19 protein-coding genes and 1 pseudogene are annotated in these 24,341 nt (G+C 44.4%); 15 read left to right on the forward strand and 5 right to left on the reverse strand.

Annotated features, from left to right (window positions below):
• The 14 genes and pseudogenes from V2P20_RS07750 to V2P20_RS07815 all read left to right on the forward strand — a co-directional run.
• Window positions 1-345, forward strand: a pseudogene (locus V2P20_RS07750) (capsular biosynthesis protein CpsI); the annotation flags it as partial.
• 474 nt (window positions 346-819) lie between these two features.
• On the forward strand, window positions 820-2,088 hold the full coding sequence (locus tag V2P20_RS07755) for a lipid II flippase MurJ (protein WP_331817659.1): 1,269 nt from the start codon (window positions 820-822) through the stop codon (window positions 2,086-2,088).
• A gap of 49 nt (window positions 2,089-2,137) precedes the next feature.
• Window positions 2,138-2,662, forward strand: a complete 525-nt coding sequence (locus V2P20_RS07760; RefSeq protein ID WP_331817660.1) for an acyltransferase — start codon at window positions 2,138-2,140, stop codon at window positions 2,660-2,662.
• A gap of 349 nt (window positions 2,663-3,011) precedes the next feature.
• Window positions 3,012-4,871, forward strand: coding sequence for an asparagine synthase (glutamine-hydrolyzing) (asnB, locus tag V2P20_RS07765; protein ID WP_331817661.1), 1,860 nt, complete (start codon window positions 3,012-3,014; stop codon window positions 4,869-4,871).
• 248 nt (window positions 4,872-5,119) lie between these two features.
• Entirely contained in the window at window positions 5,120-6,523 is a 1,404-nt protein-coding gene (gene wzy / locus V2P20_RS07770; RefSeq protein ID WP_331817662.1) for an O-antigen polysaccharide polymerase Wzy, read from the forward strand.
• Window positions 6,498-7,580, forward strand: coding sequence for a glycosyltransferase family 4 protein (locus tag V2P20_RS07775; protein WP_331817663.1), 1,083 nt, complete (start codon window positions 6,498-6,500; stop codon window positions 7,578-7,580). Before wzy ends, V2P20_RS07775 begins: the two co-directional genes overlap by 26 nt.
• A gap of 1 nt (window position 7,581) precedes the next feature.
• A complete protein-coding gene (locus V2P20_RS07780) occupies window positions 7,582-8,715 on the forward strand; it encodes a glycosyltransferase family 1 protein (protein ID WP_331817664.1) in 1,134 nt (377 codons plus the stop codon).
• Between the two features lie 535 nt (window positions 8,716-9,250).
• Complete coding sequence (locus V2P20_RS07785) at window positions 9,251-9,688, forward strand: helix-turn-helix domain-containing protein (protein WP_194969806.1); 438 nt, start codon at window positions 9,251-9,253, stop codon at window positions 9,686-9,688.
• Window positions 9,689-10,075: 387 nt separating this feature from the next.
• Window positions 10,076-11,095, forward strand: a complete 1,020-nt coding sequence (locus V2P20_RS07790) for a polysaccharide biosynthesis protein (protein ID WP_331817665.1) — start codon at window positions 10,076-10,078, stop codon at window positions 11,093-11,095.
• A 2-nt stretch (window positions 11,096-11,097) separates the two neighbouring features.
• Window positions 11,098-12,225: a UDP-N-acetylglucosamine 2-epimerase (non-hydrolyzing) gene (gene wecB, locus V2P20_RS07795; protein ID WP_331817666.1), complete on the forward strand. Its 1,128-nt coding sequence runs from the start codon at window positions 11,098-11,100 to the stop codon at window positions 12,223-12,225.
• A 1-nt stretch (window position 12,226) separates the two neighbouring features.
• On the forward strand, window positions 12,227-13,084 hold the full coding sequence (locus V2P20_RS07800) for an SDR family oxidoreductase (protein WP_331817667.1): 858 nt from the start codon (window positions 12,227-12,229) through the stop codon (window positions 13,082-13,084).
• Entirely contained in the window at window positions 13,085-14,350 is a 1,266-nt protein-coding gene (locus V2P20_RS07805; RefSeq protein WP_331817668.1) for a glycosyltransferase family 4 protein, read from the forward strand.
• A 348-nt stretch (window positions 14,351-14,698) separates the two neighbouring features.
• Window positions 14,699-16,447, forward strand: a complete 1,749-nt coding sequence (locus V2P20_RS07810; RefSeq protein ID WP_331817669.1) for a hypothetical protein — start codon at window positions 14,699-14,701, stop codon at window positions 16,445-16,447.
• 10 nt (window positions 16,448-16,457) lie between these two features.
• A complete protein-coding gene (locus V2P20_RS07815) occupies window positions 16,458-17,834 on the forward strand; it encodes an O-antigen ligase family protein (protein ID WP_331817670.1) in 1,377 nt (458 codons plus the stop codon).
• Window positions 17,835-17,892: 58 nt separating this feature from the next.
• Here V2P20_RS07815 and V2P20_RS07820 read toward each other — a convergent pair whose 3' ends face one another.
• Window positions 17,893-18,912, reverse strand: coding sequence for a sterol desaturase family protein (locus tag V2P20_RS07820; protein WP_331817671.1), 1,020 nt, complete (start codon window positions 18,910-18,912; stop codon window positions 17,893-17,895).
• 147 nt (window positions 18,913-19,059) lie between these two features.
• Here V2P20_RS07820 and V2P20_RS07825 point away from each other — a divergent pair, with 147 nt between their 5' ends.
• The gene (locus V2P20_RS07825; RefSeq protein WP_331817672.1) at window positions 19,060-19,245 is read left to right on the forward strand and encodes a hypothetical protein; all 186 of its coding nucleotides are present in this window, start codon (window positions 19,060-19,062) and stop codon (window positions 19,243-19,245) included.
• Window positions 19,246-19,296: 51 nt separating this feature from the next.
• Here V2P20_RS07825 and V2P20_RS07830 read toward each other — a convergent pair whose 3' ends face one another.
• The 4 genes from V2P20_RS07830 to V2P20_RS07845 are packed head-to-tail and all read right to left on the reverse strand — an operon-like array spanning window position 19,297 to window position 24,275.
• On the reverse strand, window positions 19,297-20,361 hold the full coding sequence (locus tag V2P20_RS07830; RefSeq protein WP_331817673.1) for an aldose epimerase family protein: 1,065 nt from the start codon (window positions 20,359-20,361) through the stop codon (window positions 19,297-19,299).
• Between the two features lie 4 nt (window positions 20,362-20,365).
• A complete protein-coding gene (galK, locus tag V2P20_RS07835; protein ID WP_194969797.1) occupies window positions 20,366-21,439 on the reverse strand; it encodes a galactokinase in 1,074 nt (357 codons plus the stop codon).
• Entirely contained in the window at window positions 21,436-22,530 is a 1,095-nt protein-coding gene (galT, locus tag V2P20_RS07840; RefSeq protein WP_331817674.1) for a galactose-1-phosphate uridylyltransferase, read from the reverse strand. The genes galK and galT overlap by 4 nt, the downstream gene beginning before the upstream one ends.
• 8 nt (window positions 22,531-22,538) lie before the next feature.
• Complete coding sequence (locus V2P20_RS07845; protein ID WP_331817675.1) at window positions 22,539-24,275, reverse strand: glycoside hydrolase family 2 TIM barrel-domain containing protein; 1,737 nt, start codon at window positions 24,273-24,275, stop codon at window positions 22,539-22,541.
• Window positions 24,276-24,341 lie beyond the last annotated feature (66 nt).

Here is a 24,341-nt window from a genome sequence, read left to right on the forward strand (position 1 = left end):
GTCGAGGGCATCATCAGAACCCTGGACCATCCCGCCCAGCCCAACCCGGAATGGACCGGCAAACGGCCTGATCCGGGCACCAGCAAAGCGCCGTGGCGGGTCTACAATATCGGCAACCAGAACCCGGTCGAGTTATCGGCTTACATAGAAACTCTGGAAAAAGCCCTGGGCAAAACAGCAGAAAAACAGCTGTTGCCATTGCAGCCCGGGGATGTGCCGGATACCTATGCCGATGTGGAAGCCTTGGTGGAAGATGTGGGGTATAAACCGAATACGCCCATCGAGAAAGGTATTGGAAAATTTGTGGACTGGTACCTGATGTACAACAACATAACTGCCAATTAATCATTATTTTTTGGAAGTTCTTGCAAGCTGAGGCAAAGGCGTTGGCAATGAGCTTACTGAAAAATGCTTGTTTCAAGTAATGTGATTACAACACGAAAAAGATCAAGAGGAATCGATATCCTTAGTCAGTGCGTTAGAACTGCTGAGATGTGTCATTACCTCTGATCTTTGTTCAAGAGAAAGTATAAAAATGCCCCTGAAAAAGCAACAGGTCAGTCAATAGCAGATCTGCATTTCCACTAACTGGCGCATGACAATATAAATTCAAAGGTTGTGTCATCCGTTTGGCGGCGAGAGTTTAAAAACAATTTTTCGACCAAATATTATTAAAATCAATTAAGGACGATGAAAGATTATCAAATCTCATGGAATATCAATGAAAATAGTTATTTTTGATTTATGCCCGATAAGCATGCATAAAGCGCGTAAATAATATATAAAACCTGCAATTTTTAATTTCAAATTGGCAATGTAATGTTTAGTAAAAGTTTACAATATAATTTATTGTCACTTATAAATATAGCTATTTCATTTGTTTTTATTATTTTTTTAGGACGCAAATTCGGCGCGGGTTCTGATACCGATGTTTACTTTGTATCTATCGCAATAGTGGGGTATCTTGGTATTTTGGCTCAATGTGTATGGGGGGCTATGAGCCCTTATTATTCAAAATTAAAGGTAGAAAATTTACATCTGGCTTCCAAATTATATTCGGTATTGCTCAATAATGTGATTATCATATCTTTTATAGAGGTCCTGCTGTATTTTTTGATTACTAATAAATTTCGTGTAATTTCGCCAGAAAAAAAAGAGTTTTTGGATATATTTATTTACTATTTGGTTCTTCAAAGTGTTATTTTGTTTAATAAGTCTTTATTGAATCTTGAGAAGCACTTTGCTGTTTTTTACTTGGTTGATATTTTTATAACAAGTACAAATCTAATAGTTTTATTGTTTTTTTCAAAAGGCAATATAATAATTATTGCGTATTCTACTATTAGCGCTGCTGTATTGGCCATTATATGGCAACTTTATTTGGTTTTTTTTAAACTGAAATACAAATATAGGCTGTCTTTTTATCAAAAGGATATGCCCAATATCTATAGAAACTCTATAAAAATGAACATTGGTTTGCTTCTATATGGATTTAAGGACATTATTCTAGTTTCTGTTTTTACGAGTTTTGGAAGTGGTGTTTATTCATTATTCAATTACGCTAATAAATTCTCAGTAGCTTTATGCCAAATAACTAATGCCCCTATAGTAAATATATACGTAGCTAAGCTAAATGAAGTTGTGGCACATAAAAGATTTAATGAAATTAAGGAGCTAAGAAGGAGTGTTCTAGCACAGACAGTTCTTGTGCTTGTGATAGGGTTCACGGTATTGTATTTTATTTTGCCTTATATTTTAGATGCGTTTTTTAAAGGTAAATTTTCTTTTGAAGAGATTGGAGAAATTCAGCGCATTTTTAGTTATATGGCTGTGTTCTATTTTATATGGGCAATAAACATTCCTTATTCTAGGGCTATATCCATATTTAAATTATTTAATTATAACCTGCTTGTTAATTTTATATTTTTCGCTCTGATTTGTTCAGCATATCTGGCCTTTAATATCTATTCATTAAGCTATGTCGATATTTTGTTACTATTCTCATTTGCACAATTTACCAATCTGATTTTGTATTTCATAAAAAATAAGCAGTTTTTAAAAAAGAAAGAAGAGTTAAGCGTATGCTGAAGCGAGCATTACTTAGATAGGCTATGTATTGCTATTGATAAGTTAAAATATGAAAGATGCAAAAATGAATAAAATAATAAAATATTTGGCCTACAAGTTTCTTAGTCCAGTAAAGTATGCAAGATTTATTGGGGTTAAATTAGGAGCTAATCCTATTATTAACACAAAATACTTTGGATCTGAACCTTACCTGATAGAAATCGGCGATAATATTAGAACTTCTATAAACGTTTACTTTCTTAATCATGATGGTGCTGTGCACGTTCTAAGAAACTTGCATAAAGAATTTGAACAGGCTGATTTGTTTAGAAAGATTATTATCGGGAATAATGTTTATATTGGTATCAATGTGACTATCTTATCGGGAACAAAGGTAGGCGATAACGTTATTATCGGTGCTGGCAGCCTTGTTAGAGGCGAATTAAAATCCAATAGTGTTTATGCTGGAGTACCGGTTAAATATATTTGCTCAATTGATGAATTTAAGGAAAAAAATAGTCATCTTTTCATAAATACGCTTTCAACGGAGCAAGTTAAAAAAGAAAAAATTATAAGAGAAATGTTTAGCTTATAAGAGAGAGTTTTCTAAACTCAGCCCATAAGCTCCCAAATGATACGTCTAAAATGCCGGTGCTCTAGTTAGCATAAATCGTTATGAGGGAGTTCAAAACGTTGTTCTTGATACAGCAGCAGGCGGCGGAATGTCTATTTATTGTCACTGACTATATATAGAAAAACTTTAAACGCCCCCGCGTTATTTGTGCCATCCGATATTGCTGATGCGTTTCAGGTGCTATTAGTTCAGCTCTTTAGGCGCTCTGGCCGTCCCAATGAACTGCTAATGCGAAAATTCAACAATTGAAGCAATTATTGAGGCCTATTCATTAATTTATCTAATTGCTTTAAATAAGGAGAGCTATGTAATGTGTGGTATTGTAGGTATTGTCTCTAATTTTCCGATTGAGCGGCGAGCATGGCTGCTTAAAGGACGCGATGCCATGATTCACCGTGGACCGGATGATGCTGGCGAATGGTGGTCTGCTGATAGACGAGTAGGTTTGGCACATCGGAGGCTTTCTATTGTCGATCTTTCTCCTGCCGGACATCAACCAATGCACGATGCGACAGAGAATTTGACCATCGTATTTAATGGTGAAATCTACAATTATCTCGACTTAAAGCAAGAGCTCAAGGGAAGAGGCTACGTTTTCAATTCTCACACCGACACAGAAGTGATTCTCTCGGCCTACCTTGAGTGGGGCACAGAGTGTCTCTCACGGCTCAATGGCATGTTTGCTTTCGCTCTATACGATGCCAGGATACAGAAAATTTTCCTAGCTCGTGATAGGGCGGGAGAAAAGCCTCTGTTTTATGCCCAGGCCAATGGTGAATTACGTTTCGCTTCTGAGTTAAAAGGGTTGATGGTTGATTCCGCGTTCAGCCATTCTATTAACTACGAAGCTCTAGATTGTTATTTATCCATGGGTTATATCCCCGGTGATCACTGCATGGTGCAGGGTGTAAACAAACTGCCGCCAGCGCATGCAATGCTGTTTGACTGTGCAATGGGTACAATCAAAGTATGGCGTTATTGGCATTTGCCGGAGCCGGATGTCGATCCCGCTTCCCGAATCGATGAAAATGCACTACTGGATGAACTGGAAACACTTTTGCAGGACGCTGTGCGCCGCCAATTGGTAGCGGATGTGCCTGTCGGCGTGCTTTTGAGCGGAGGAGTTGACTCCAGTTTAATAACTGCAATGGCCGTGCGTGAGTCCAGTCGAGTTAAGACTTTTAATGTAGGTTTCCCCAGCTTTGATAAATACGATGAAACTCCACATGCGCGTCTAATAGCCAAAAGTTTTGGAACTGAACATATAGAACTCAAAGCGGATGATATCAGTCCCGATCTGTTACCTATTTTAGCTCGCCAATATGATGAGCCAATGGTTGACTCTTCCATGATCCCGACTTACTTGGTTAGCCAATTGGTTAGACAGCACTGCACTGTGGCTTTAGGTGGCGATGGAGGGGATGAATTATTCGGAGGCTATGCATACTACAACCGGCTTCTGTGGACGCAGCAAAAATTTGGATGGATTCCCAGAACACTACGCAAACCACTAGCAATCGGGGGCAGCATGCTGCCTACGGGGTTCAAAGGGCGACACACGTTACAGTCTCTCGGTAGCGATCTTTCCAAGGATCTGCCTTCAGTTGCTACCTATTTTGATCCTTTAACCCGTCATCAGTTGTTAAGTTCCATTGATTATTGGTCTCCAGTGGCAGAAAAAATTCGCAGTGGACGAGTCCCTCAAGCAACTGATCTGTTGCAACGCGTTACTCGTATGGATTTCAATAATTATTTAGCAGAAGATATTTTGGTAAAAGTGGATCGTGCCAGCATGTTAACTTCACTGGAGATCCGTGCGCCTTTGCTTGATTATCGCATCATTGAGTTAGCCTTTGGTCGAGTGCCATCATCTCTTAAAACCACAATAGATCAGCGCAAGATTCTATTAAAACGACTTGCCGCGCGCATTTTGCCTCCAGAATTCGATCTGCAACGCAAACATGGTTTTTCCATTCCATTGCCTAACTGGCTGAGGTCGGGCCCATGGCGAGATATGTTTTATGAAGTTTTGTTGGATAAGCAATGCTTATTTAATAGAAACACTATAAGTCAATTGCTCCAAGGGCAGGATTCCGGTAAACACAATAGTGAACGGTTATTTAGTCTGGTGCTGTTTGAGCTGTGGCGGCGTGAGTATCAAATTTCATAATAATCGTATATCCGTTTAGCCGAGCAACAAGTATAAGCAATAGGTGAAGTTGGGCATCTACAATATGCCGCTTTCCACGAAAATAATTTACAAGCTTTGGCTTATTAAATCCTAATTAAATTAGCCTAAGTGCTGAATCCGGAAAAGTGCTTTGTTAGCAGAGTATTCGGGTCTGAGTAATTAACACTGGTATTATCTGGACTGAAGCTGGCACGGGTCAATTCGAACCTTTGTTGGGAATTTATAGCTTGATAAAAATAAATGCAATATACATTAGGTTAACTTTTCTTCTTTTATTATTGGCGCTTTTTTTTGTAAAGCCTGAGTTTGAAAGTGTAACTGATCCCGAACTTTTAGTTATTTATATTTTTTTCTTTTTTATTACCACTTTTACTCATTTATTAAGCGAAAAAGATAACAAAAACTGGTTCCGCTTGGATGTGATGTTCCTTCTAGGCTATAGCATAGTTCATTTTCAATGGCCAATCATGTTCTCTATCAGTGGAATCTATCCGGAGAAATTTGCAAAAGTCTCGATGAGTTCCTTTTATGTCAATTATGGGACTTGGCTTGCAGCAGTGGGCGCCACCTCCTGGTGTCTAGGGCATTCTCTTTTGGCAATAAAAACTATATCTAGAGAGATTGGGTATTCTTTTGATTATAAGAAATTGTTATGGCTTACTGTTGTATTAAATGTATTGTTTCTATCTACAGCGGGATCTGACTATTTATCGGGCGGAGTATACAAAGGCTCAGGAGGATCAGCAGCTGGGGAGGGTATTTCAGCGTATTTTCAATTGCTTCTTGCAATAGCAATATTGGTTATAACTGCTATTGTTATCTTAGATAACAAAAGTAAATTTAAATTTAACAGCATAATCTGGCTATTAAGCTTAGATAAAAAATATTTATTTTTGATAATAAGCTACATTTTATTGTTTTTTTCTATTGGTGATAGAGGTGCATCGATACAAGTTATTTTTGCATTTCTCGTTTTATTTGGTTGTTTAATTAGACCTATAAAATTTATAGAACTAATTGCAATGACTGTTATTGGATCATTATTGTTAACAATAATTGGATTAGGAAGAAGTGCCAAGGATGGAGGTAATATATTATCTTCAGGTTTAGATAATTTCCAAATGACATCGGGTTATGATATTACTCTGGAATTGGCAGATAGTGTCAGAACACTATATAACGCTTTATCGGCTGTACCCCAATATCATGATTATTTTTACGGAAAACTTTGGCTTGATAAAGTATTGAGTATTGTTCCTTTTGCTCAAAATATTTATTTACAACTTTCAGAAGATGTTGCATATGAAATGGGCTCGTCGGCATACATTACTTATCTAAAGTTTGGTCTTTATCCTCCTTCAGGTGAAGGAACGTCTCTGGTAGCGGATATATTTCTTAATTTTGGTTTGATCGGCGTTTTATTTTGTTTGTTTCTTTTAGGGGTGTTTTTTAAAAAGCTAGAAAATGAGCTTAAGTTGCAACAAAGTTATTATTGGATGGTAATAGCCGCTTTATTGGCGAGTATGGCATTTTATCTGGGGCGGGGCAGTTTATTTGATCCTCTTAGAATGATTGTTTGGGGTCTGGGATTATCAGCTTTTTTTGTTGAAAGGAGAAAAAAGAGTGTGTAGGGTTGTTCTAGTTATTCCTACTATGCGCCAAGGAGGAGCTGAGCGTGTTATGTCAGAGCTGGCGAATGCTTGGAGCAATCAGAAACATGAAATACATCTTGTGTTATTAGCTAAGTCTGAACATTTTTATTATATTGATGATAATGTAATTATTCATAATCTTGGATTTACTCATTCCGGAGTTTTTAACAAGGCTTTTAATGAGTTAAAAGTTTTTTTTAAATTAAGAAAAATATTAAAACAAAAAAAGCCTGATTTTGTACTTAGTTTTATGAGTAAGTACAATATATTGACCATTCTCGCTGCTTCAAATCTAAATTTGAGAGTATTTGTCTCAGACCGAAGCAATCCTAAAAAACAGTTACCATTTCATATCTCATTTCTAAGAAAAATCACATACAGATTTGCTCACGGAATTATTGCTCAAACCAGCTTGGCTAAAGCAGTTCTTGAGGAAAATACAGGCAATAGAAATATAGTGGTTATTCCAAATCCATTAAAGGCTATTTCTGTTTGCGAAAATATTGAGAAAGATAAAATTATATTGAATGTAGGCCGTTTAGTTGAGGAAAAAGGCCAAAAATATCTTTTAGAGGCATTTACAAAAATAGAAGATACAGAATGGAAAATAGCTATATTAGGTGATGGGCCATTATATGATCTGTTAAAAGAGCAGGCAGAAAAGTTAGGTTTAAGTGACAGGGTAATAATGCCTGGTACCGTTAATGAAATAGACCGCTGGCTAACGAAAGCATCTGTATTTGCTTTTCCATCCGTTTCTGAAGGTTTTCCCAATGCTCTTGTAGAGGCAATGGCGGCCGGGCTTCCCTGTGTCAGTTTTGATTGTGATGCTGGGCCAAGAGATATCATCATTGATGGTAAAAATGGCTACTTGGTGCCTGTGCGGGATGTTGAGGTTCTTGCGAATCGATTAGAAACCTTAATCAATAACGCTGCAATCAGAATGCGGCTATCCAAAGAAGCGGCCAAGATAGTTAATGACTTTGGTGTAAAAAAGATATCTGATGACTATCTGACGTTCTGCATGGGGCAATAAAATGAAAACTATTGTAATTAATGCATTAAGCGCTCTTCGGGGCGGCGGTCAGACTTATCTGATTAATTTGCTGAATTCTTTGCCAAAAGGAGATTTTAAGGTTTTGCTTTTGGTAAACAGTAAAAACAAGCACTTGTTTTCACAATACGGCTCGGATCGTGCAGAAATCTTTGAAGCGGTATGGGCATCAAAAAGCATTCTGCACCGGACTTTGTGGGAAAAGATCGCCCTGCCTCGCAAGTTGAAAGAATGGCAAGCGGCAATCTATTATGCGCCAGGCGGCGTCATGATTACTACTCCTCCAAAAGGATGCCTCAGCGCTACTGCCTTAAGGAACATGCTGCCGTTTGATGATAGGGAGCGGAAGCGTTTTCCGCTTATTTCAATTATTCGATTCAAGCTGTGGCTGCTGCGATTTGTGTTTTTGAAGTCCTATCAAAAGTCAGATAAGGTCGTGTTTATATCCGAATATTCAATGGCGGTTGTTAAGCAATACATGCCGAATATAGAGAGTAAAGGTGCCGTTATTCCTCATGGGCTTAACAGCCGGTTTTTGAATGCAGAAGATTTTTATGATCTGCCGGACACTCTTAAGGTAAATCAGTTTTATCTGTATGTCTCGATACTAGATGTTTATAAGGCGCAAAAAGAGATTGTGAAAGCCTGGAGAAAGTTGCTGGATAGTAATTTTGCATATCCACTGGTCTTGGTTGGGCCGAAATACAATCAGTATGGTGAGGAAGTCATGGCATTGATTGATCAGTTGGGGCTTCAGGATAAGGTGATTTATTTGGGAAAAGTCGATTATGAAAAATTACCAAGTCTTTATAAGTCTGCTAGAGCCTTATTGTTTGCTTCATCCTGCGAATGCTGTCCGAATATCCTGCTTGAAAAACTCGCTGCAGGGAAACCGGTACTTTGTTCAAATATAGATCCAATGCCTGAGTTTGGTGGGGATGCGGCAGTCTATTTTGATCCTTATGCGCCAGATGATCTATATGAAAAAGTCATGAATATGGAAATGCATTCTTCGGTGATGAATGAGATGGGGGATAAGGCCTATAAGCAGGCGCTAAAATTTGACTGGCACAGCACTGTTAAAAGAACTATAGACTTTCTTATTAGCAATAATTAAATTAAATAAGAAAGTATTAATGGTAAATCATCACATATTCTAGTTAAACCAGTTCACCAAAATAAGTAGTTCAATTTAAAATACATGTCAATATATTGATGGTACTGAAAATTCATAAACAGTATAGTCATATCATAAAATAAAGGTGATTTTCATCACAAAGTTTATAAATTATCAAATTTATAACGTAAAAATATAATAAACTCTCTATCAACAAATTAAATCGTATATGTATTGACGATAAGTTTGCATGTATTTTAATCGTGTTTTTTTGTAAGAGATATATTAATACAAAGACATGGTTATAGTTGAGATTGTTGATATAAGATTGGTCAGTGAACTTGGAAAGTCGTTATATTAATGATGCTGTTTTTATTAATGTTGATAATAAAGTGATTGTTGTCACAAACTTTATAAATTATAGTTTTTATAGGTGTAAATATATATTAAAATAACTTTTAATATATATTAATTTTTAAAAGAATTAATATATATTAAAGTTCCCGTTTTCTAGATATAAAGGACCGAATATAAAATGGGGGTTAAACCAATAGAATTGCTCGAAACTGATCGAGAACTGCTTCAGCATCTTATTAAAAAAGGCAGCGATTGGCGGGAGAGAGAGCGAGCGGAGACGATCCTGATGTTGGCAGAAGGATACACAGTCAAGGAAACTGCCGAAAAGCAGGGGCTGACCAGGGAAGCGATTCGCGAACGACGAAGGAAATGGTTGAAGGCTGGCTTTGCGAGTTTGCCGGATAAACCTCGCAGCGGTGCACCAAACAAACTTAGGGATGAGCATCGTGATCAGCTCCGAAGCTGGATTGAAGCAGAACCGTTAACAGCTCGAGCATTATTGAGCAGATTGGAAAATACATACGGCGTTCAGATCGGCAATACTACCTTGCGAACAGAACTGAAGCGTCTGGGTTTTGTCTGGAGGCGTACGCGGTACAGTTTAAAAAAAGCGTGATGATGCTGGCCCAAATAGAGATTCCTGTTTGGGTCAAGCTGGCTCTGAATAGGACATTCTAGCTGGACTATATTCACGAGGCCGGTTTTTGCATGTCTGCCGGACCGTTCCGCAGGGCGATAAAGCGGGAGGAAGTAATGACTAAAATCGACTCCTTTTAGCCGTTAAAGTTGTTTTGAATAATATCTGGTCAACCGCCATCGGATGAGCAGAAAAATTCATTGATGAAATTAGGGCTAATTTAGCATTCACAGTATGCGCTGCTTTTTGCTGGCTGGTTGATTAATACGGCTGATAGCTTGCAAGCGAGTTTCACAATCTGGCTGCGCTAGATTACCACTTAAAAACTTTAGATTTTTTCTTAACGATAATTATATCGGGTAAATAATGTTTGCTAATAAAACGCTATTGATTACGGGTGGCACTGGCTCTTTCGGTAACGCTGTGCTGGATAGGTTTCTCGATACCGACATTCAGGAAATTCGCATATTTAGCCGTGATGAAAAAAAGCAGCACGACATGCGGCTTCAGTATAACAATGACAAGATAAAGTTCCACATTGGCGATGTCCGCTCATTCGATAGCATTGATGCGGCGATGCGTGGTGTTGATTATGTTTTTAGCGCGGCGGCTTTAAAACAAGTCCCTTCTTGCGAGTTTTATCCCATTGAAGCTGTTAAAACCAATATCTTGGGCACGGAAAATACCCTGAAAGCCGCTATTAAAAATCAGGTGAAAAATGCCATTGTATTAAGTACCGATAAAGCCGTTTATCCGATTAACGCAATGGGGATGAGCAAAGCCCTGATGGAGAAGGTGTCTGTTGCAACATCCCGTAGCGTACCTGACGACGGACCTGTCATATGCAACACCCGTTATGGCAATGTCATGGCGTCACGCGGTTCCGTGATCCCTTTGTTTATAGAACAGATCAAATCGGGCATGCCTTTGACCATTACTGACCCTGATATGACACGTTTTATGATGTCATTACCTGATGCAGTCGACTTGGTTTTATTTGCTTTTGAGCATGGCGTGCAAGGGGATACGTTTGTTCAAAAGGCGCCGGCAGCAACAGTTTTGACGTTAGCCAAAGCGTTAAAGAAAATATTCAATGCAAAAAATGAAATTCGTATTTTGGGTACACGGCACGGCGAGAAAAAGCATGAGGCATTGCTGTGCCGGGAAGAGTATCTGAAAGCCGAAGACTTGGGCGGGTATTTCAGAATTCCTGCGGATACCAGGGATTTGAACTATGCCAAGTATTTTGAAGAAGGCGAGCAGGTCTTATCTCAAGGACAGGATTATACCTCTGAGAATACAGAACGTTTGGATGTAGAAGGTATGATCGAGTTGTTAATGAAGCTTGACTATATCAAAGACGAACTCAAGTCAGATTATAGATAGCCATGAAAAAAATTATGACCATCGTGGGCACGCGCCCGGAGATTATCAAGCTGAGCCGCGTGATTGCCCAACTTGAAAAATATACGGAACATGTATTGGTTCATACCGGCCAGAATTATGATTTTGAGCTCAATGAAGTCTTCTTCAATGAATTAGGAATCAGAAAGCCTGATTATTTTTTGAACGCGGCCGGTAACAATGCCGCCGAAACCATCGGTAATGTCATCATAAAGTCCGACCAGCTTTTAGCTGAAGTGCGTCCTGACGCACTTTTAGTTTATGGCGACACTAATAGCTGTCTGTCCGTAATTTCTGCCAAACGCAGAAAGATACCCGTTTTTCACATGGAAGCGGGCAACCGCTGTTTCGACCAGCGCGTGCCTGAAGAAATTAACCGGAAAATAGTCGATCATCTCAGCGACATCAATATGACACTGACCGAACATGCCAGACGCTATCTGGTGTCCGAGGGGGTTAATCCGGAAACAATTATCAAAACCGGCTCTTCAATGCTGGAAGTGCTGAATCATTATCAGGCTGATATTGATAAATCGAACGTATTGGAACGGCTTAGATTAGCGTCACGGGATTTCTTTATTGTCAGTGCTCACAGGGAAGAAAATGTCGACTCAGAAGAAAACTTTAATGATCTTCTGGCTTCGCTAAACGCAATGGCCGAGAAATTCGGCAAAAGAATCATTGTATCAACGCATCCCCGCACCCGAAAAAAACTGGAATCCTTCCGGGGCAAACAATTCAACGCTCTGATCGAGTTTATGAAGCCGCTCGGCTTCTTCGATTACATCTGTCTGCAAAAGCACGCTTTTTGTGCTATTTCCGATAGCGGCACTATTACCGAGGAATCCTCCATACTGGGATTTCCCGCCATTACTGTCCGCCAGGCCCATGAACGGCCTGAAGGCATGGATGAAGGCACATTGATCATGTCGGGGCTTAGATCCGAAGACATCATCAATGCGATTGATATCGTCACCGATCAGTGGCGGGAAAATCCGAATGGCATTCATCTGGTAAGAGATTATGACGTAGACAATGTGTCCCAGAAGGTCGTCAGAATCATTGTCAGTTATATGGATTACATTAACAGAACAGTATGGAAGCGGTATTGATATGAAAAAAGTGGTGGTATTAGGCAGTGTCGGCATGGCGGGCCATATTATGGCTGAATACCTGCATGCTACTGGCGATTATCATATATTCGGCATAGCGCGCGAGGATGGCCGCTATGTCGATAAGAAACTGGATGTGCTTGATTTTTCAGGACTGCAAGGCTACCTCAACGAAATCAATCCGGACTTGGTGGTCAACTGCATTGGGGTACTGGTCGGCAAGTCTGCCGACGATATGTGCACTGCTATACAAATCAACAGTTATCTGCCGCATTTTCTTTCCCGTCTGGGCAAACAGCTTGGTTTCAAGTTGGTTCATATCAGCACGGATTGCGTGTTCTCGGGCAAGGACGGACAGTATCGTGAGGATGCCTTCAGAGACGGCAATGATAACTATGCCAGAACAAAAGCACTGGGTGAGGTCATTAACGATCGTGATCTGACCATCCGCACTTCGATCATCGGCCCTGAACTCAAACTTAATGGCACAGGTTTGCTGGATTGGTTCTTTAAACAGCGCGGCGAGATCAAAGGCTATTCCAAAGCCTACTGGTCAGGCGTAACCACATTGGAACTGGCAAAAGCCGCCCATGAAATGATCAAGCAGGGCATTACAGGGCTTTACCAATTATGCCCCTGCGAAAAAATATCGAAATACGAGCTGCTAAAACTTATCGCCAAGGTATGGGAAAAGGATGTTTCCATATTGCCTTATGAAAACTATGCGGTTGATAAAAGCTTAGTGAGCACGAGAGCTGACTTTAATTATCCAAAACCGGACTATGAAGCCATGCTGATTGAAGCTCGCGAGTGGATGGATACGCATGCTGACTATTACTCTCATTATCGGCTGAAATAAATGAAAGTACTGTTAATTATTGATGATTATCTGCCGGCCAGCATCAAGGTCGGAGCCAAGATGATGCATGAACTGGCCGTTGAGTTTGTAGCGCGCGGAAATCAGGTCACTGTTATCACCCCGGATCACAGAACTGCCAATCGGCCCAAAATTGCGACCTTGGATGGCGTTACAGTCTGCCGTTTTCGTTCCGGCAAAATCAAAAACGTTTCAAAAGTCAAAAGGGCCATTAATGAGACGCTGCTTTCATACAATGCCTGGAAGGCCCATAAAAAGTATTTTAAAAACAACAAGCATGATCTGATTATTTATTATTCGCCGTCGATTTTTTGGGGCGGATTGGTCAGAAAGCTCAAAAAGCTTTGGGGAGCGCCAAGCTATCTCATTTTACGGGATTTTTTCCCGCAGTGGGTCATTGACAACGGTATTTTGAAGGCTCGCTCGCCAATCACAAAATATTTCAGGTTTTTCGAATGGCGCAGTTACCAGGCAGCAGACACGATAGCGATTCAATCGCCTAAAAACAGGGAATGGTTTGCTAAGACGGCACGAACCGGCAAGCCTTTGGATGTGCTTTTTAACTGGGCGGCAAATGACCCTATCCCTTTATCTGGCGGCCATTATCGAGAGACGTTGGGACTTAAAGATAAAGTTGTTTATTTTTATGGCGGCAATATTGGTCATGCGCAAGACATGATGAATATTGTGCGTTTGGCTAAAAATATGCGGGCAGAAAATAAGGCGCATTTTGTTTTGGTCGGTGAGGGCGATGAGGTTGGGCTTGTTCGCAACAGCATTGAAACAGAAGGATTGAAAAATATCTCTCTCTTGCCCGCTGTTTCTCAAGGTGAATTCAAAAAAATGCTGGCCGAGTTTGATATCGGGCTTTTTACGCTTCACCGCGACCATACGACCCATAATTTTCCCGGCAAGTTATTGGGCTATATGGTTCAGCGTATGCCCATACTGGGCAGCATCAATTCAGACAATGATCTAAAGCCTGTTGTAGAAGATGCGGGTGCCGGACTGATTACTAGCAATGGCGATGACGAAGGGCTGCTAAAAAATGCCTTGAAGCTGCTGCATGATGAAAAATTGCGGACTCAAATGGGAGAAAATGCGAACAAGCTGCTGAGTGAGCAATTTTCCGTTGAATCTGCAGTCGACAAAATTATAGCTTTTGCTGTCGGCCATGGTGTTAGCGCTATAAACAATAGAGAAGCGGAATCAGAAAAACTCGAGCCCATTGCGCTGCGTTCTAACTAATTGCTAAGAATGGATAAGTTGCCTGAGCTCATGTCATTACAAAGAGCCGCAATAGTCAGGGAAGAGCGCTACGGCATTCAATTTCAAAAATTTAAGTTGAATTCGATAAATGCAAAGAAGAGGGCTTGCCTTAAAAGATAAAAGCGAAACCATTCTCAGTCAGTGATCCGGCTGACTTTTTATGTAGATATTGTTGTTCATATACCCATCGTACTTTTTGACTTAAAGGATTACACATAAATGCTATCTGATTATTTGTTCGAATATTGGGCAGTATTTGGTATATCTGCCGCAGTTGTCATCTTGCTGACTCCGCTATTTATAAAGTTGGCTCCGCATGTCGGCTTAATGGATGTTCCCAATGAGCGTTGTATTCATAAAAAAGTCACACCCCTAGGCGGTGGGGTTGTAGTATTTGTTGGATTCAATCTCGCTTGTTACGCGCTGTATCATTATCTCTGGCCGGACTTTGCCGGCCGGTTGGGCATCAATTGGTGGCACGCTTTTTTTATCTCCTCGGCTATTTTGCTGGTTGTCGGTTTGGTCGATGACTACCAGGGCATGTCGCCTGTAAGCAAGCTGGCAGGACAGGCGCTGGCGACTGTTTCACTTTATCTATTATCGGGCTACCAATTTAACTTGTTGGGCTTTGATTTTGGATTTTGGGGCGGTTTGATTTTTGTCTTGATCTGGACGCTGGGCATAGTCAACGCATTTAATTTAATAGATGGATTAGACGGCTTATGCTCGGGTCTGGCGATGATTTCCAGCGTGGGGCTGGCGGCTGTTTTTCTGTTCCGGGGAGTGCCAGGGGATGCAATGATTTGCCTGGCTTTGGCTGGAGGCTGCGTAGGATTTCTTCGTTATAACTTTTTTCCGGCCAAGGTTTTCCTGGGCGATACCGGCAGCATGTTCCTGGGCTTTGCTTTGGCCAGTGTCAGTTTGCATGCGGGCGGCAAGGGTTCTTTCTTTGTCATTTTAGCCGTGCCCTTTTTTATTGCCGGCATTCCCATTACCGATACATTGCTGGCCATCTGGCGGCGTTCAATCCGTAAAATACTGGCTGACCGAGACGGCAAGCCTGGCGTAAAGATCATGCAGCCCGATAAAGAGCATTTGCATCACAGGCTGCTCGATTATGGTCTTAAACAAAACCATGTGGCATTGGTTTTGTATGCGGCAAATATGCTGATTGTCGGCCTGGGACTGTTCTATGTCATCGCTCAAGAGGTTGCCAGCGGATTGTTTTTGATTGTTTTTATTTCCGCTGCTTATCTGCTCGTTAAATATGTGCTGCAGATCGAGTTATGGGAGACGAGCAAATTATTGGCCCGATCCAGCGACAAACCTCAACTCACGCGTTTCATGCTGGTTTTTTATCCGCTGTTCGATTTGGTGTGGATATCGTTTTCCTCATGGCTGGCAGGCGTCATCGCGCTATCGGGTCAGCAGCCTTTTCAAGGCGTAAGCGAGTGGGTGTTTCGTTTGCCTTTATGGGTGCTGCCCGTTCTTTTATCGCTGTTTATATCCAAGGCTTATATCAAGATTTGGCGGAACAGTTTTTTCAGGGATTATTTGACCCTGATGCTGGCCATAGTTGTCGGTTGCAGCATCAGTTGGTCATTGATTTGTTTGCTGACCAGCAATGCAAGCATTTCTACATTTAATCAACTGTTGTTGTTTTGCTTGTTTTCCTTGCTAGGCGTAATCGGCATACGGACTCTTCATCAGGTCATCAGGGAATGGTGTGTTGCCAGCCATAAACATGATAAACGCAATGTACTGGTTTATGGCGCCGGTACGCATGGCGGTTTGTACATGCGTGAGCGTCACTTAAATCATGGCGTTGAGCTGGGCTCTGTTAATGTGATCGGTTTTATCGATGACAACAGCCTGTTAAAGGAAAAATATATTTACGGAAAAGCCGTATTGGGTGAGTTAAACGATGTCAGGGAGCTGGTTTCAAAACATAATATCGATGAAGTCGTACTGACGACGCCTATCTCAACCGATAAATTATCCAAATTAAAGCAAATTGCTGATCAGCATAAGATCAAATTGATGGAGTGGCGCGCTTATACCGTCGGCGTTCACTAGGTGAGCAACAATGATCTTTTATAGTTTGCTGGCTGTTGTATTTTTGTCTCCTTTGCCTTACGGAGCCAACCGACCATGGTCATGGAGTTTATGCTCACTGTTGATAGCGCTGTTGGCCATGGCCTGGGCTGTACAGTTTTTTGTCAGGAAGCGGCAAACTCCTTTTTTTCAGCATTGGGGTTCGGTTGGCGATGCGGCAATATTGTTTTTTGCCGCACTATGCTGGGCTTGGATACAAACAACCGGTGAGTGGCTTCATCCGCTATGGCAGGCGCAAAATGAACTGTTGAACTTTTCTGCCGGAGCTATTTCTTTGAATCCGGCTGATACGATAACTTCAGTCATGCGCTTGTTAAGCTACGCGTTAGTGTTTTGGTTGGCATTATGCTACGGCCAGGATCGACAGAAGGCCAGATCCGCTTTTTATGGCTTGATGGCGGCCGGTTTTGTTTACTCGGCATATGGCTTGATCGTTCAGTTGGGCGATTTCAAAATGGTTCTCTGGCACGAAAGGCCCTATGCCGATTCTGTATCCTCGACTTTTATCAATAGAAATCATTTTGCGACCTTTGCGGGGTTAACGCTGCTTTGCTCGCTGGCCTTGCTGAGTGAACGCATGGAAACATTGGCGGACTATAATCTGGCCAGTAATTTCGACAGGCAGCGCTTTATTGAGGATCTGATTACACGGGCATGGTTGCCTTTATTGGCTTTTTTCACCATCAGTTCAGCATTAATCCTGTCGCATTCGCGTGGCGGCTTCTTAAGTTTCAGTCTGGCCTTGTCAGTTTTTTTGATACTGTTTTATATCAATCCCCGTACCCGTAATAAAAACACATTGATTATCTTTGGTTCTCTGGTCGCGTTGGGAGCGCTTGCTTTTTTCATCAGCAGCGATGCCTTGCTTGATCGTTTCGGGCGTCTGGATGAAGAAAGTAAAATCAGAACGACTGTTTACGGTTTGACCTGGAACGCTATTACCGGCAATCCCTGGGCGGGTTTCGGATTGGGCAGTTATGAGGAGGCTTTTCAATTGTATCAGAGCATGGATATCGGCGGGATCGAGGCGGCTCCGCTGATTCATGACTATGCCCATAATACGTATCTGGAAACCGTTTTCGAACTCGGTTTCCCGGCAGCGCTGGCGTTATTTTATGGTTTTTTAAAAATCACGTGGCTTTGCCTTAAAGGCTTTCTGATGAGAAAGAGAGATATGATTTATTCGGCAATCGGTGTTGCTGCCACGGTTTTGATTGGGGTGCATTCATTGGTTGACTTCAGCATGCAAGTTCCAGCCATTCCTTATGTTTATGCATTATTAATGGGAGTGGCTTGCGCGCAGTCTTTTAGTTCTTCCGCTCAGCCCCGTACCGTGATCAGAAGGTAGGCCGGGTCCGCTACGCTTCCGCAAGCCCGGCCGGAGACGATTATGCCAAATCTGATGCTCAAACATAGCGCGATAGTATCAGTCTGGGATTGAGCATTTTCTGTTTAGGCATCGCCTTTCTCTGAAGACGGCCCTTACAAATGAACCTGATGATTTCTCTTTCCGCTTCCAGCCAGTCACGAAGCTCATGACCGGGAGAAAAGCCGCGCTTTTTGGCCTTGAAATAGGCTGCCTCGGCGATCATCGGTTTGATATGTTCAGGGACAGGTGCTGCCGGGACAGAGGCATCAGTAAAGCCCAGTTTCAAAAGGCCCAGCAGGTTTTCTGGCGCACTGTTTTTGATGCCGACCTTAACGGGTTCCAATTCCGCACAAGTGCCGAACAGCCGGTCCCACACCGACAGCACCGAGCCGTAGTTGCGGTCATGCTCGTGGCGCTCGGTTGAATGATGAACCCGGTGCAGGTAGGGTGCGATAATGACTCGGCCCAGCAGTTTTTCGCCCGGGAATGCAATATTCGTATGATGGAACATGACGAATAGCGCCGCGATAGTCTCATTGATCAGCACGATGGTTTTGTCCGCGCCCAGCATCACAATATAAACCGCCTTAAGCGCCGTAATGATCAATAGTTCCACAAAGTGCACGCGAAACGCCGTCGAGATATTCAAATAGGGGTCGCTGTGATGGACTCTGTGGAATATCCACAGACAATCAAAACTGTGGCTGGCTTTATGCCAGAGATAATACATCAGGTCGAACGCTAAAAATGACACGATGGCTTTCCATATGGGATCGGCAATATAGCTCAGCAGCCCATTGCCTGAGTATTGTTCGGCCAGCAGCAACAGGGACGAAACCGGCAACAGCGAAAGCGCAATGCTGTTAAAAAAGAACAAATTGACGTTGGCCTTAATAGACCGGCGTTTACCTGACGCAGGGTTTTGGATTTTAGGAATGCGTGCTTCAACTGTTGCCAGCACGACGAAAAACACAAGCAGCGCCGTTACAGCCAGTTCTCCGGATGTCAGCGCAGCCCGCGTTATGATGGGTTCAAAAAATGCGTTTAAATGTGACATCGACTTCACCTTGTGATTTAAGGGATATAACAATCTACAGCCAGCAGCTTAAATAAAATTTATTAACCTTTAATGACGGTAGGTTCCGAATTTTTGTCTAGACATTGATATCTCTGCAATAGGCATGCCATAAACTGGATCATAGTCATGAAAATTGTCCCAAGTCTTGTCAGGCAAGTCCCGGCAAGCAATAAGAAAGGTATGAATGCCTTTTTCGGGCGGATGGACAACAGCGAATTGAGTGCATCAGTAAGGCGCAATGTCTCTGTTTTTGCACCAATAAGGTCTTTCAGCGCCGGGTTTGATCTTATTTTAGAGCTTATCCACCGTTAATATAGAAACCGGCCCGTGCTGATAAGGCGCCATTGTGTTGACGGAAAAACACTATGGCCGCAGCCCGGCATCAAACCGGTAGATGGTTGAGTGATGGTAGTTATCGGCCGGTTGCAACTGTGTCGAGGGAAATGCAGGATGATTGGGCGAGTCAGGAAAATGTTGGGTTTCAAGACAGAAGCCGGCATGTTTTTCATAAAACCGGCCGCCTTTGCCTCGCAGTCGGCCATCAAGAAAATTGCCACTGTAAAACTGAATACCGGGCTGCGTGGTGTAGACACTCATGTGCCGGCCACTCAACGGTTCCACAACTTCAGCGGCAAGTTCGCAGCCTTCAGATTCTCTCGCCACTATCCAGTTATGGTCGTAACCGCCTTCTGCTCGGCGCAATTGTTCATCGCCTGATTGCAGGCGCGAGCCTATGGGCGTTAATTGCCGGAAATCCATTACAGTACCGGCTACAGAGGCCTGCTCGCCAGTAGGAATCAGCGTGTCATCGACCGGCAGAAAGCGATCAGCCAACAGGCGCAGCTGATGGTTCAGTACCGTACCGTATCCTGCCAGATTAAAGTAAGTGTGATTGGTCAGATTGATGAGGGTGGGCATATCAGTTTTGGCCCGATAGTCGAGCCGCAACTCATCCCGCACGGTCAGCGTATAAGTCACTTCGACCTGCAGATTGCCGGGATAGCCTTCTTCGCCTTCCGAACTCAGGTAGCTCAATACCAGTCGCGGTTCTGCCTCTGGCCCAGATAGTCGCGCATGCCATATGCGCCGGTCGAATCCTATCAGACCACCATGTAGATGATTAAGGCCATTGTTGCAGGCCAATTGATAGTCCACGTTGTTCAGGCGAAAATGCCCCCGGGCAATGCGGTTGGCATACCGGCCGATAAGTGCGCCGAAATAAGGATGCTCGCCCAGATAAGGTTCCAGTGTATCGAAGCCTAGCACAACATCTTCGAGGCGGCCTTGCCGGTCGGGTACGTGCAGCGATAACAGAATGCCGCCATAGGTCATGATCTTTGCAGTCATGCCGGTCTCATTGGTCAACGTGTAGCAATCAACGGTGTGGCCGTCATGCGTAGAACCGATACGCTGTTTCGTAGCGGGCATATGGTTATGTTGGCGGCCTTGGTACCAGCATTCGCCCGCTGTGGCCGGCCTGGTTGTAAAGCCTCAGAGTTTCCAGTCCAATATGCTGCGCAGCGCCTTGCTCGCATAAAGCAACACAGGCGCCGCCGAAGCCGGCACCCGTGAGTCGTGCCCCATATACGCCATCCTGAGACCGCAGAATCGACACCAGCTCGTCGAGCTCGGGTATCGAAACTTCGTAATCGTCGCGCAAGCTTTCATGCGAATCATTCATCAGTTGTCCAAATTTCTCGGCACTGATGTTTTCACGCGCACGCAGCACGCGGTTGTTCTCGTTGATGACATGGCGGGCCCGTCGGCATAACGGCTCTGGCAAGGGATCGGTCAGGCTCGGGTCCAGCACGTCGCGCAATGCGGGTACACCCAATAACCTTGCCGCCTCTTCGCATTCGGCGCGGCGTTCGTTGTATTTGCTGCCTGCCAACATGCGTATGATGCCTGAATCGAGGACCAGAATTTCCGCGCCAGCCGGTAGCGGCAGCTTTTGGCGCTCCAATGTGCGGATATCGAGGAATAGCATGTAGCCCACGCTGGCCAGACTGGACGCCATCTGGTCCATCAGACCGCAATTGACGCCCGCATAGTCTATTTCGGCACGTTGAGCGAGTTGGGCAATCTGAACATCGTCCAGTGAAAGTGAAAGCAGCACGCGTAGAGCTCGCAGCATTGCCACCTCGAGAGCCGCACTAGAAGACAGGCCCAGGCCGATAGGGACATTGGATGAGATATAAATATCCAATTTCGGTATATCGATCCCGAGTTCTTCGATTTGGCGCAGACAGCCGTAAATATAATGGCCAAAATGCTCCTCCGGCATCGCAACCATATTAAATTCTATAAACTGGTTCAAATTAGCCGCATAAACCCTGAAAATATTGCCCTCGTTAGGGCGCAGTAGGACGTGCGTGGATTGGGGGATCGCCGTCGGCAGCACATAACCATCGTTGTAATCAGTATGTTCACCGAGCAAATTGACGCGTCCCGGCGCTTCAGCGCTGGCCGTAGGATGTGTGCCAAATATGGCGGCGAATGTCTTCATGGTTGCATGCACTCAATATCGACGGCGATATTCTGAAGTTCGCGCGCTTTATCTTCAGGCAGGACATCCATGGCAAACAGACCGGCGGCCAGTTCGGTACCGGCCAAGTATTTCAATCTATCCGCCGTGCGATAAGGGGGATAAAACTCGGCGTGCAGATGCGCTTCAGGGTGGGCTTGATCATCGGTCGGAGCCTGGTACCAGGCCATCATGTAAGGAAAAGGCCGATGCCATAAGGCGTCATATTTCATCAGTACGGTTTTCAATGCACGCGCGAGATCAGCACCTTGGACATCACTCAGCTTGGCAAAACTGGGCACAGGCTCGACCGGCGCAACCCAGACTTCATATGGGTAACGTGCGCAAACCGGTACGAAAGCGACCGCGTGCTCGCCTTGGTACAGGATGCGTCTCGCTTCATGCAGTTCCTGTTGGATCAACGAGAACAATAGGCTGCGGCCATGCCGCCGGTAGTGGCTGAGCTCTTCATGCAGCATGCGGGCAGGTACAGGAGGTACGATCGGATAGGCATAGATTTGTCCATGTGGATGATGCAGCGTGACTCCGACTTCGGCGCCTCTGTTCTCGAACGGCAGCACGTAAGCAATACCAGGATGTTGTCCCAATTGCTGTGTGCGCTCTGCCCAGACCTGAAACAACAGCTCAATATGCGCGAGCGGCAGCTTAGCCAGTGAGGAATGGGCGTCTTGCGTAAACACGACGACTTCACATTTGCCGGTTGCAGGGCGTGTCGGCACGACTAAGTCAGGCGCTGAATGCGCTTCTAGACTCAGGGATGGAAAGCGATTATCAAAGACGGCGATTTGCCATTTGCCTGGCGGCAGTTCAGTCGGGTTATCGGCCTTTACAGTGACGGCCAGCGGGTTATATTCAGGCGGTGGCAAGAACGTGCGCCCTTGCCGATAGGCGGCATAGGTCACCCATTCGGCGCGCAGCGGATGCCAGCGCAGATGCGGATTAGCCTGCAGCGATTCCGGGAATGGGCTGGGAGCGCTTGGAGGCAGTTCATCCATCGGATGCTGGCTGTACAGCCAGAGATGCCGGCCATCCGGCTTAGTTAGTTCGTGCATATACATGATCAGACGCCTCCATGAACATGTGTGCTGGACATCCGTGTGATATCAGCAATAGTTTCCAGCGGCAGCTTAGGCGTGCGATCCGCGCACAGCAAACCATTCGCTTCCTGAAAGGTATCGGAAAATTGCGTGTAGCAGAAGCCGCTGAACAATGATGTCTCGGTAATGACTTCGATGAGACCTTTATACATTCGAATAAACTCCTCGTCGCTATGGGCGACCGAGTAGCCCCAGGTCTGTTCCACTCCGGGTTGAGGACATTTGGCATAGGCGACACCGCCGAATTCAGTCAACATAATCGGCTGACCGCGATGCGGGTAGCCGTCCAGCGTCAGAATGCGTCCGCCAGGACGCCGGCGGTCGAACAGCATTTCGGGGTTTGCTTCGACACCATAGCGCACTCTGAGATGATCCGGACGGAAATCATAATCGTGAATGCCGAGAATATCGGTCGCGCTGCTTTCCCAACCGTCATTACCGATAACCGGCCGGGTTACATCCAAGGTTTTGGTCAGATGATAAAGCGCGACGACGGCACTGCGATGTTCCTGTAGCGTAGTCAGTTCCGGCACGCCCCAGGATTCATTGAACGGGACCCATACGATGACACAGGGGTGGCTGAAGTCGCGTTCGATAACCTCAGTCCATTCCTGCACCAAACGCTTGATGGCCGTGCGCGTGAATTGATAAGCCGAAGGCATTTCTTCCCAGACCAGCAGGCCCAGCCTGTCGGCCCAATACAGATAGCGCGGGTCTTCGATCTTCTGGTGTTTGCGCACGCCATTGAAGCCCATTGCTTTGGCCAATTCGATATCGGCCCGTAAGGCATCGTCATTAGGTGCCGTCAGCAAAGTATCGGGCCAGTAGCCTTGGTCCAGCACCAGCCTTAAAAAGTATGGCCGTCCGTTCAGCATGAAACGATCGCGCAGGATATTGACCGAGCGCAATGCCGTGTAGGAGGTAAATTCGTCCAGTACCTCGTTGCCTCGCTTCAGGCGGATTTCGGCATCGAGCAGGGTCGGTCGCTCCGGACTCCACAGCAGTTCATTACGAAAATCATCAATGCCGGGATCAGACAGGACAATGCGCCGATCTGCATCGCCATCTATGACATGATAACTATCCCAAGCCAGTATGCGGTCCTGATGCTGTAACTTGACTTCTACGGACAAGCCTGTCGTATTGCCACCTATGACGCGTGCTTCGAAGCCGATCGAGAATTCTTCCATGTGAGGCGTCCAGCGGATCTTGCTGACATAACTGCGGCCCACGCGCTCTAGCCATACGGTCTGCCAGATGCCGGTCGTGCGTGGATACCAGATGGAATGTGGCTCCAGTTGCCAATCCTGCTTGCCGCGCGGCTTAGCCAGTTCATGCGGGTCATCTTCTACAAAGACGGTCACCGTCTGGTCGCCGGATTCATTTAATGCAAACGTGATGTCGGCAAAAAAAGGCGTATGGCCGCCTTCATGGCTGACGACCAGGCATCCGTTGACCCACACCTTGGAGAAATAGTCGGCAGCGCCGAAGTGTAGCAGAACGCGGCCGTCTTCGGGCTTGATATGGAAATCACGTTGATACCAACAGGCGGGGTGAAAACCGCGATCACCGATACCGCTGGTTTTCGATTCCGGCGGGAACGGCACCAGAATCTCCAGCGGCCATTCGGAGATATCTGATGGTTGCCGGAATTTGCGCTCTTCATCAAATATAAATCGCCAAGGACCATTCAGTGACATCCAATGCTTACGTACCAATTGAGGGCGGGGGTAAGGGCAAGTCACAGCGATCTCCCTATTAAAATT

This window comes from Methylobacter sp. Wu1 (assembly GCF_036553575.1).
Lineage (GTDB): Bacteria > Pseudomonadota > Gammaproteobacteria > Methylococcales > Methylomonadaceae > Methylobacter.

What these genes read in the sequence shown, in the direction of transcription:
- V2P20_RS07830 (WP_331817673.1), bottom strand. Translation starts at nt 20,361, where the DNA reads ATGCCCGCTACGAAACAGCGTATCGGTTCTACGCATGACGGCCACACC.
- galK (WP_194969797.1), bottom strand. Translation starts at nt 21,439, where the DNA reads ATGAAGACATTCGCCGCCATATTTGGCACACATCCTACGGCCAGCGCT.
- wecB (WP_331817666.1), top strand. Translation starts at nt 11,098, where the DNA reads ATGAAAAAAATTATGACCATCGTGGGCACGCGCCCGGAGATTATCAAG.
- V2P20_RS07785 (WP_194969806.1), top strand. Translation starts at nt 9,251, where the DNA reads ATGGGGGTTAAACCAATAGAATTGCTCGAAACTGATCGAGAACTGCTT.
- galT (WP_331817674.1), bottom strand. Translation starts at nt 22,530, where the DNA reads ATGCACGAACTAACTAAGCCGGATGGCCGGCATCTCTGGCTGTACAGC.
- V2P20_RS07780 (WP_331817664.1), top strand. Translation starts at nt 7,582, where the DNA reads ATGAAAACTATTGTAATTAATGCATTAAGCGCTCTTCGGGGCGGCGGT.
- V2P20_RS07825 (WP_331817672.1), top strand. Translation starts at nt 19,060, where the DNA reads ATGAAAATTGTCCCAAGTCTTGTCAGGCAAGTCCCGGCAAGCAATAAG.
- V2P20_RS07790 (WP_331817665.1), top strand. Translation starts at nt 10,076, where the DNA reads ATGTTTGCTAATAAAACGCTATTGATTACGGGTGGCACTGGCTCTTTC.
- asnB (WP_331817661.1), top strand. Translation starts at nt 3,012, where the DNA reads ATGTGTGGTATTGTAGGTATTGTCTCTAATTTTCCGATTGAGCGGCGA.
- V2P20_RS07815 (WP_331817670.1), top strand. Translation starts at nt 16,458, where the DNA reads ATGATCTTTTATAGTTTGCTGGCTGTTGTATTTTTGTCTCCTTTGCCT.
- V2P20_RS07760 (WP_331817660.1), top strand. Translation starts at nt 2,138, where the DNA reads ATGAAAGATGCAAAAATGAATAAAATAATAAAATATTTGGCCTACAAG.
- V2P20_RS07755 (WP_331817659.1), top strand. Translation starts at nt 820, where the DNA reads ATGTTTAGTAAAAGTTTACAATATAATTTATTGTCACTTATAAATATA.
- V2P20_RS07820 (WP_331817671.1), bottom strand. Translation starts at nt 18,912, where the DNA reads ATGTCACATTTAAACGCATTTTTTGAACCCATCATAACGCGGGCTGCG.
- V2P20_RS07805 (WP_331817668.1), top strand. Translation starts at nt 13,085, where the DNA reads ATGAAAGTACTGTTAATTATTGATGATTATCTGCCGGCCAGCATCAAG.
- V2P20_RS07810 (WP_331817669.1), top strand. Translation starts at nt 14,699, where the DNA reads ATGGATGTTCCCAATGAGCGTTGTATTCATAAAAAAGTCACACCCCTA.
- V2P20_RS07800 (WP_331817667.1), top strand. Translation starts at nt 12,227, where the DNA reads ATGAAAAAAGTGGTGGTATTAGGCAGTGTCGGCATGGCGGGCCATATT.
- V2P20_RS07845 (WP_331817675.1), bottom strand. Translation starts at nt 24,275, where the DNA reads ATGTCACTGAATGGTCCTTGGCGATTTATATTTGATGAAGAGCGCAAA.